This window comes from Streptomyces sp. NPDC060205 (assembly GCF_042728395.1).
Taxonomy (GTDB): Bacteria; Actinomycetota; Actinomycetes; order Streptomycetales; family Streptomycetaceae; genus Streptomyces.
Genome location: NZ_JBHWZP010000374.1, coordinates 1 through 8,675, shown reverse-complemented (window position 1 = coordinate 8,675; position 8,675 = coordinate 1). Strand labels below are relative to the sequence as shown.

7 protein-coding genes are annotated in these 8,675 nt (G+C 73.3%); 2 read left to right on the top strand and 5 right to left on the bottom strand.

Going from position 1 to position 8,675, the window contains the following annotated elements:
* Nucleotides 1-228: 228 nt before the first annotated feature.
* The 5 genes from ACFWGJ_RS38220 to ACFWGJ_RS38200 form a co-directional block, all read right to left on the bottom strand.
* A complete protein-coding gene (locus ACFWGJ_RS38220) occupies nt 229-654 on the bottom strand; it encodes an OsmC family protein (RefSeq protein ID WP_107016823.1) in 426 nt (141 codons plus the stop codon).
* 74 nt (nt 655-728) lie between these two features.
* Complete coding sequence (locus ACFWGJ_RS38215; RefSeq protein ID WP_387333566.1) at nt 729-2,471, bottom strand: hypothetical protein; 1,743 nt, start codon at nt 2,469-2,471, stop codon at nt 729-731.
* Between the two features lie 62 nt (nt 2,472-2,533).
* A complete protein-coding gene (locus ACFWGJ_RS38210; RefSeq protein WP_248776645.1) occupies nt 2,534-3,595 on the bottom strand; it encodes an ATP-binding protein in 1,062 nt (353 codons plus the stop codon).
* Between the two features lie 463 nt (nt 3,596-4,058).
* A complete protein-coding gene (locus tag ACFWGJ_RS38205; protein ID WP_387333565.1) occupies nt 4,059-6,128 on the bottom strand; it encodes an alkaline phosphatase family protein in 2,070 nt (689 codons plus the stop codon).
* A 324-nt stretch (nt 6,129-6,452) separates the two neighbouring features.
* Nucleotides 6,453-6,878, bottom strand: coding sequence for a hypothetical protein (locus tag ACFWGJ_RS38200; RefSeq protein WP_387333564.1), 426 nt, complete (start codon nt 6,876-6,878; stop codon nt 6,453-6,455).
* An 84-nt stretch (nt 6,879-6,962) separates the two neighbouring features.
* On the opposite strand from ACFWGJ_RS38200, the gene ACFWGJ_RS38195 reads away from it, so the two are divergent.
* Together ACFWGJ_RS38195 and ACFWGJ_RS38190 are read left to right on the top strand one after the other, a co-directional pair.
* Nucleotides 6,963-7,802 (top strand): MBL fold metallo-hydrolase, encoded by an 840-nt coding sequence (locus ACFWGJ_RS38195; protein WP_387333563.1) that lies wholly within the window; start codon nt 6,963-6,965, stop codon nt 7,800-7,802.
* On the top strand, nt 7,799-8,428 hold the full coding sequence (locus tag ACFWGJ_RS38190) for a DedA family protein (protein WP_387333562.1): 630 nt from the start codon (nt 7,799-7,801) through the stop codon (nt 8,426-8,428). The genes ACFWGJ_RS38195 and ACFWGJ_RS38190 overlap by 4 nt, the downstream gene beginning before the upstream one ends.
* Nucleotides 8,429-8,675: the final 247 nt, after the last annotated feature.

Below are 8,675 nucleotides of genomic sequence, written 5' to 3'. Positions count from 1 at the left end.
ACCGAGTTCGTGGTACCGAGGTCGATCCCGACCGCACGTGCCATGTCCGTCCCCTTCCGCCCAGGTGCTGCCGCGTTCCATCACCGCGTTCCATCACAAAACTTGAGTGCGATGCTGTCAATGGGGCAAGTACCCCGGACCTGGCCGGACATGACGATGCCGCGCCCACGGCGTGGGGCGCGGCATCGCCTCAAGAGCGGTGTGCGGGTCCTCCGCAGCGGCGGGGTGTCAGGCGAGCTTCGCCGTCAGCGTGATCGTCGTGCCCGTCAGCGCCTGGCTGACCGGGCAGTTCTTCTTGGCGTCCTCGGCGGCGGCGACGAAGGCGTTCTCGTCGAGGCCCGGCACGGTGCCCTCCACGGTGAGGTGGATGCCCGTGATGCCCTCACCCGGCTGGAACGTGACGTCCGCGGAGGTGGTGAGCTTGGTGGGCGGGGTGCCGGCGCCGGCGAGGCCGTGCGAGAGCGCCATGGAGAAGCAGCTGGAGTGGGCGGCGGCGATCAGCTCCTCCGGGCTGGTCTTGCCGTTCGCCTTCTCGGAGCGCGACGGCCACGACACCGGCTGCTCGCCGATGCCGGAGGAGTCGAAGGTGACGACGCCGTTGCCCTCAAGCAGGTTGCCTTCCCAGACGGTGTGTGCGGAGCGCGTTGTTGCCACGATGATTCCCTTTCGACGAGGTCCCGGTTCCGGGTCCGTGGCACCATCCGATCACACTCGGGTCACCGTCGGGCTCAGCGCACGCGAAAGACCGGCCCCCGCGCGGTGAACGGCAGGGAGGCGCCCTGCGGAATCAGATAGGCGTGCTCGCGGCGGACCCGCAGGACGTCGCACCAGCCGTCCGTGATGATCAGGACCGGGGCGCCCGGCGGGAAGTCCTTCGCCCGGTGCAGGAGGTCCACACCCGGCTGCAGGATCGTGCCGCCCCGGCCGTGGACGCGTACCCGCCCGGCGATCTCCGTGACCGGGACGAAGCCCGCGTCGTGCGGTGCCGCGTCGCAGAACACGACCCGCGCCGCCGGTACGTCCCTGGCCTCGGCGTACGAGGCGATCGCGCCCAGCGCCTTGCCGAGCAGGGTGCGGTCCATGGAGCCGGAGGTGTCGAGGACCACGCCGAAGGTGCAGCGGGCGATCTCCTCGGGCGGGAAGTACCGCCCGGCGCGCGGGATGCCGGGGGTGGCGGCCTGCCGGCGGGACGGGCGGGCGTAGGTGCGCAGCGGCTCGGGGCGCGGCACGAACTCGTCGAACCAGCGAGCCAGTTGCGCGTCCCACGGCAGCGGTGGATGGCTGAGCGCGCGGATGTCCTCGACGAGCCCGCCGGGCAGGTAGCCGCGCTCCTGCCGCTGGTGCAGGTCGAGTCCGCGGGCGAGGCCGCGGCGGTAGAACTCGTCGAGGTCGACGTAGTCGCGCGGCGAGCCGAGCGGACCGCCCAGGATGTCTCCCACGCCCTTGCCGCGCAGGGTGGCGAGGCGTCGGTGGCGGCGCAGGTCGGTGGCGAGCCGGTCGTAGACCTCCTCGGCGGAGAGGTCCTTCACCTCCTGGTCGTACAGCAGCCCTTCGGGCATCACACCGACCTGCATCTCGGTCAGCCAGGAGTTGATGACGTAGTCGCAGGCGACGTTGAAGAGGTACGGGTCGCGGACGCCGCAGCGGTCGCCGTGGCGCAGCGCGGCGTGCAGCATCTCGTGGGCCAGGACGAACCGCCACTCCTCGTCGTCGAACTGCCGCAGCGGGTTGATGTAGATCTCAGCGGCCTCCGGGTCGACCGCGGCGACGGAGATGCCGTGCGCGTGGGCGAGTTCGGCGTCCGCGACGATCGTGATGCCGGCCGCGATGCCGCCGAGCAGGGGGTAGGAGGACACGAACCAGCTCAGGGCCCGCTCCCACGGCTGGCGCGGGGTGATGCCGCCGCGCATCGAGTCGCGTCGGCCGCCCGCCATGTCCATCGCGGCGGACACCGTGCGCGTCAGCGCGTGGGCGAAGGCGAGCTGCCAGTCCGGGGCGGACCCGCCCCGCCAGGTGTCCCACGGCACGAGCAGCTGGTCCGGCTCGTCACCGGCCGTACCGCAGCGCTCGTACACGGCGGGGATGCCGGCGCCGTCGCGGCGCCAGCGCGCGGCGAGCTGCTCCTCGTCCCCGTCGGGGTACGACATCGGCAGGTCCGCGGGGGTCAGGCCGATGGGGAAGCCGAGCAGGAAGCGGTTGACGACGACGCAGCGGGCGGCGAGGTCGAAGCGGTCGGGCTGCTCCCGCACGGTCCTGTGCGCCGGTACGTGTCCGAAGCCGAGGTGGAGGGCGGCGTGCGCGACCGCCCAGGCCCATTCGGCGGGCTGGGCGCGGCGTTTGGGGTGGACGTGCAGGACGCCGTCGGAGTCGACGCGGACGAGCCCGTCGCGGGGCGAGTCCTCGCAGTTCTCCTGGCGGCAGACGCTGAAGCCGATGGCGGCGAGGGCGCGGTTGGCCCGTACGAGCCGCATGCCCTCCGCGAACGCCTCGGCGGCCAGGTCCTTCTTGGGCTCCGCCTGCTTGCCCGTACGGGTCACCGGCGGGCCTCCACCAGCCGGGGCATGTCACGGGCCGCCTCCACCAGGAACCAGGCGGGCAGCACGGGATTGCCGTCCTCGTCCGAGGCGATGACGCTCTGGGCGACCTCCACCGATATCTCGGCGAGCTGCACGAGCAGCGACTTCGCGCGGTACGCGGTCTGCCGGCCGTTCGCCGAGGCGTGCTCCTTGCTGGTGGGCAGCTCCTTGACCAGCCGTCCCCGGAACGACTCGGCGAGGTAGTACAGCAGGTCGCGGTCCTCGACGCGGTTCGGCCAGCGGGCCTCGCCCTTGAGGATCGCCTCGATGCCGAACCGGCTGCGGACGATCTTGACGTAGCCGCAGAAGGCGACCGCGTGCGCGGGCGTCAGCGTGCCGTGCGCGATGACCTTGAGCGTCGGCTCGTCGAGGGTCGGGCCGAAGGAGCGCAGGGCGTCGGAGAGCATGTGCCAGGAGCGGGGCGTGGAGAAGGGCTCCTCGGTCTTCGGCGGCTTGGACCACAGGTGGTCGGGGCGGTCGGTGAGGTGGTCGAGCACCCACGGGTGGATGTCGTTGGTCGCCGCCCACACCAGCCAGTCCTTCGCCGAGACCTCCAGATGCACGTGCGTGAGGCGGTTGACCAGGGCGGACGCGATGGGGCGGGCGAGCGCGTTGTCCGTCGAGCGGTTGCCCGCGCCGATCACGATCGAGCCCGCGGGCAGCTCGTAGTTGCCTATGCGGCGGTCGAGGATCAGCGAGTAGAAGGCCTTCTGGACGTCCGGCGTCGCCGCGTTCAGCTCGTCCAGGAACAGGCAGTACGGCTCGTCGCGGGCGATCGCCTCCGGCGGGCAGAAGACCGAGCGGCCGTCCCTGATCTGCGGTACGCCGATCAGGTCCTCCGGGGCCAGCTGCGTACCCAGCAGGCTCACGCACTCCAGGCCCAGCGACTCGGCGAACTCCCGCACCAGGGAGGACTTTCCGATGCCGGGGGCGCCCCACAGGAACACGGGTCGCACGGTCGCGAGACCGAGCAGTAGTTCCGGTACACGGGCGGGAGTGACGGTGACGGCTGCCTGCACGCGGGCTCCTGGGGTTCGGGGGCTTGGCCACGCCCAGTGTGCGTGGGCCCGGGCCGCCCCCGCAGCTCATTTTCCCGGCGGGGGTTGTCCACCTGCGGGCCGGTGGGGGCGGGCCGCGCAGTTCCCCGCGCCCCTGAAAGACGGGGCTACGCCCCTGTCTTTCCCCCCAGGCCCCAGGCCCCGACAGGGGCGCGGGGAACTGCGCGGCCAACCCCCACCGAACCCGCACCAGACCACCGACACCAAGCGAACGCCCCTAAGGGGCACGGGGAACTGCGCGAGCAACCCCCACCGACCCGCACCCAACCGTCCGCACCAGCCCCAACGCCCCCAAGGGGCGCGGGGAACTGCGCGAGCAACCCCCACCGACCCGCACCCGACCGGTCCACGCCAGGCTCACGCCCTTAGGGGCGCGGGGAACTGCGCAGCGAGCCCCACCGACCCCCAGCCGGATCACACCCCGTCACGCCGGACGCGAGTCGCCACGTGGCGCGCCGTCGCCGACCGGCACCTGCGGACCGTCGTCCTCCCGCAACCACCGCCGCAGCACCCGGTGCACCTCCTCCGCCCCCACCAGCTCCTCCCCCGCCCCCACCGGAGGTGAAAGCGTGAGCGGCGACATCAGGAAGGGCCGCCCCTGCGCCCCGCCCAGCCCCCCGTGCGACCCGACCTGCTCCTCGAACGCGAGGACCTCGCCGTCCTCCGGGTCGTACCAGGAGTTCACCATGATGTCCGCGACATGAGGGAACGCGTGCGTACGGCGTACCGCGTCGGCCGCGCCCGGCCCGAAGTCCGCGAGCGGACCCGGATCGTCGTCGTCCAGCTCGTCCAGCGGGACCTCCGCGCCGTGCGCCCCGAGCACGAGCCCGCCGTGCTCCTCGCTGCGTACGAGCACGAACCCGATCCCGGGATGGTTCGCGAGCGTGGTGAGCAGCGCGGGATGCCGTTCGTCGATCTCCTCGCGGCTCATCCGGTGCGGCACGTCCGGGAAGGACACGAGCCCCAGGTTCCCGGAGGCCAGCACGATGGGTTCCGACGGCGGCCGGGTCGGCCGGAACTCCTCGCCGCCCTCCTCCACGGGCCTGCGCAGCGCGGCCCGCACCGCCGCCCTGGCCTCGGCACCGCTGTGCGTACGCCGGGCCTTGCGCGGCACGGGCAGCCCGCAGCCCGCCCGCACCAGCTCGCCGAGGCCGAGTCCGTAACGGGCGTGAAAGGTCTCCCCCGGGCTCTGGCCGTGGTCGGAGAGCAGGACCACGCGGTACGCCCGCGGCGCGTGCTCGGCGACCTGCTCGATGAGGGCCAGCGAGCGGTCGAGGCGCTGGAGGACCTTCTCCGCGTCCCGGCTGCGCGGCCCGGAGTGGTGCGCGACCTCGTCGTACGCGACCAGGTCCGCGTAGACCGCGGCGCGCCCCGCGAACATGTCCCCGATGACCGCCGCGACGACGACGTCCCGCTCGACGACGGTCGCGAAGGCCCGGATGAACGGGTAGAGCCCGCCCCGGCCGACCCGGGGGCGCTGCTTCCGCAGCCGGGCCCGCGTGGACTCGCCGATCTCCCGGCCGACGTCGGCGACGAAGGACAGCGCGGTACGGACCGCGTTGGCGGGATCGGAGAAGTACGCGAAGTAGCCCGCCCGGGAGCGGTTCTCCCTGCCGCGTCTGGCGGCCACGGAGAGCACCAGGGCCAGTTGCTCGGCGCCGCCGCTGAAGAGGTTGCCGCGGCTCGCGCCGTCCACCGTGAGCAGGCCGCCGTCACCGGTGCGTTCGATGGCCCGGCGCTGGAGTTCCGCGGCGCTGGTGGGCCGGTTGCAGACCATGATTTCCCGGGTGTCCTTCTCGTACCAGCGGAAGGCGGGGATGTCGTGGTTGGAGCCGTGCAGGATGCCGAGCTGGCTGGCACCGGTCTGACTGGACCAGTCGGTGCGCCAGGGGGCGAGCCGGTGGGTCGTACGGGCTCCCGGGCCCTCGCCCAGCCAGGCGGCCACGGTGGGCATGAGGCCGCGTCCGATGGCGTCCACGAGCACGTCGTGACCGACGCCGTCGAGCTGGAGGAAGACCGTGCCGGGGGCGGACTGGGCGCCGGGCGGCGGCGCCTGTCCGCGGCGGCGGTCGGACAGCCGGTACAGCCTGCGCCGGTAGGCGTCGTCGTCCCGCACGGCCAGCGCGCCGCCGGTCGCCGAGGCGACCGCGGACATCACGGCGGCGACGACCACGGCGGTCTCCGGGGCGGCCTCGCTCTGCCCCGAGGGGTCCAGGCGCAGGGCCAGCAGCAGGAGCGAGCCGTTCAGGAAGAAGACGAGGACGCCGAGGACGAGGGCGGGGACGAGGAGCAGGGCCCGTACGAGGAGGGGCCACACGAGGGAGGACAGCAGGCCGAACGCTCCGGCGCCCAGTGCGGCGGTGACGGCGATGCTGGTGGCGCTGTCACCGTCGGCCGACTGGAGCCTGAAGTCCGGCAGGATCCCGGCGAGCACGAGCATGGTGACCGTGGAGACCGCCCACACGGCGACACTCCGCCAGACCGCGCTCGCCACCCTCCGCCATCGTTCTTTCCCCACGTCACGCCTACCTCACATCCGCGCCCGCCCCCTAGCCGACGGACTCGGCCCCACCTTGCCACAACCCGACCAGCCCCCTCCGTCACCCCTCAGGGGCGCGGGGAACTGCGCAGTCTCCAGGGGGCGCGGGGAACTGCGCACTCTTCAAGGGGCGCGGGGAACTGCGCAATCATTAAGGGGCGCGGGGAACTGCGCAGTCTTTGAGGGGCGCGGGGAACTGCGCGACCAGCCCCCACCGGACCGGCACCCACCCACGAACGCCCAGCACCCCACCCCGGCCCGGGGCGAGGCCCGGAGCGATCAACGGCCGTCGTACCCGGCCGTCGGCATAGACAGCCGCCGATGCACCCGCGCCTTCATCTGCGCGTCGTACGACGGCTCCGCGTGCCCCACCGTCTCGACCCGCACCCCCCGCCGCGCGCACTCGGCCGTGAACGCGTCCACAGAGGCGAGCGCCCGCTCCAGAACCCGGCGGCTGGGCGCGACGAACAGATCCACGAGCCCCGCCTCGGCGTCCTCCCAGAGCGCGCAGTGGTCGGGCCGCAGCCCTCGCAGGAGCAGCTCCCGCGTGACCACGTAACCGCGCTCGGCCGCCCAGTGCGCACACATGGCGTGCTGGCTGCGCGAGTCCACCAGGAAGGGGTCCGCGTCCAGCTCCTCCAACGGTGTCAGGCTGGCGATCGTCGTCACGCGGAGCATGCCGGAGGTACGGCGTGCGTCTCCCATGGCGTCCCCCTCACCTCCGGGTTTCGTCGCCGACCCTACTCCTGCCCGTAGGCTCGGGGGGAGTCGCGCGAAGGAGGCAAAGGAGTGCCGGTGGAGATCACTTGGTGGGGTCACGCCACCTGCACGGTAGAGGACTCGGGAGTACGCGTGCTCACGGACCCGCTCTTCGCGCGCCGGCTCGCGCATCTGCGCAGGCGCCGGGGCGCGCCCCCGCCCGCCGAGGCGGCGGTGGCGGATGTGACGCTCATCTCTCATCTGCACGCCGACCATCTGCACGTACCGTCGCTGTCCCGGCTCGCCCCGGGCACCCGGCTCCTGGTGCCGCGCGGTGCCCGGCGCGCGGTGCCCGGGCTGCGCAGGCTCGGCGAACCGGAGCTCACCGAGGTGGCGCCCGGCGACCGGGTCCAGGTCGGTGACCTGGTCGTACGGGTCGTCTCCGCGCGGCACGACGGGCGGCGGCTGCCGGTCGGACCGCATCGCGCGCCCGCCCTCGGCTATGTGATCGAGGGCGAGTCCCGGACGTACTTCGCCGGGGACACCGGGCTGTTCGAGTCGATGGCCGAGGAGGTCGGACCGGTCGACGTGGCGCTGCTGCCGGTCGGCGGGTGGGGGCCGTATCTGGGCGAGGGGCACCTGGACGCGGGCCGGGCCGCCGACGCGCTGGCCCTGCTGCGGCCCGGCAGCGCGGTGCCGGTGCACTACGGCACGTACTGGCCCATCGGGATGGATTCCGTGCGCCCCCATGAATTCCTTGCACCGGGCGCCGAGTTCGTGCGCCTGGCCGCCGAGCGTGCGCCCGGCGTGACCGTGCACCGGCTCGACCAGGGCGAAAGTGTGCGACCCAAGATCGCGGGGTACGGGTCAACCCCTGGGGACGCACCGGCCGGTCGGGGCGACGACGAGCGGGAGGGCGGAACCCGGTGAGACCTGTGCTCGCCGTCGCGGTCACGACCGTGCCGACTGTGGCCACTCAGCAGGCGCTCGGCTATCCGTCGCTGTTCCTGCTGGTGCTGATCGGCGCGCTGGTGCCGGTCATTCCCACGGGTGCGCTGGTGAGTTCGGCGGCCGTCGTGGCCGTCCATCAGGCGGCGCCCTTCTCGATGCTGCTGGTCTTCGTCGTGTCGGCGCTGGCCGCGTTCCTCGGGGACATGGCGCTGTACTGGCTCGGGCGCCGCGGCATGAAGTCGAAGAACGGCTCACGCTGGCTGGAGGCGATCCGCGACCGGGCGCCCGAGGACCGGCTGGCCCAGGCCCAGGGGAAGCTCGCGGACCACGGGGTCGCGGTGCTGGTGCTGTCCCGGCTGGTGCCGGCGGGGCGCATCCCGGTGATGCTCGCCTGCCTGATGGCGAAGTGGCCGATGCGCCGGTTCGCCCACGGCAACGCGCCGGCGTGCCTCGCGTGGGCCGCGACGTACCAGCTCATCGGGGTGCTGGGCGGGTCCCTGTTCAAGGAACCGTGGGAGGGTGTGCTGGCGGCGGTGCTCCTGACGGTGATCGTCAGCGTGACCCCGGCGCTGTGGCGCCGCGTCCGCAGCGCCACCGCCCGCTAGGGCGTCCCGCCAGGGCCAGCGGCCCCCACGGGCCCGCCCCGTCAGGGGCCCTGCCCTACACGGAGGCCCGCACAGACCCGCCCCTCAGGGGCGCGGGGAACTGCGCGGCCCACCCCCACCGGGCCCGCAGCGCCCATCCGACAGCAAGCCCCCCTGCGGGGCCGTCCTGCACCTGCGGGTCCATGGTGGCTGGCCGCGCAGTTCCCCGCGCCCCTGACGGGGCCCAGCCGAACGCGGAGGCCCGCAC

Coding starts and splice junctions, on each gene's coding strand:
- ACFWGJ_RS38215 (WP_387333566.1), bottom strand. CDS start 2,471: ATGCGGCTCGTACGGGCCAACCGCGCCCTCGCCGCCATCGGCTTCAGC.
- ACFWGJ_RS38200 (WP_387333564.1), bottom strand. CDS start 6,878: ATGGGAGACGCACGCCGTACCTCCGGCATGCTCCGCGTGACGACGATC.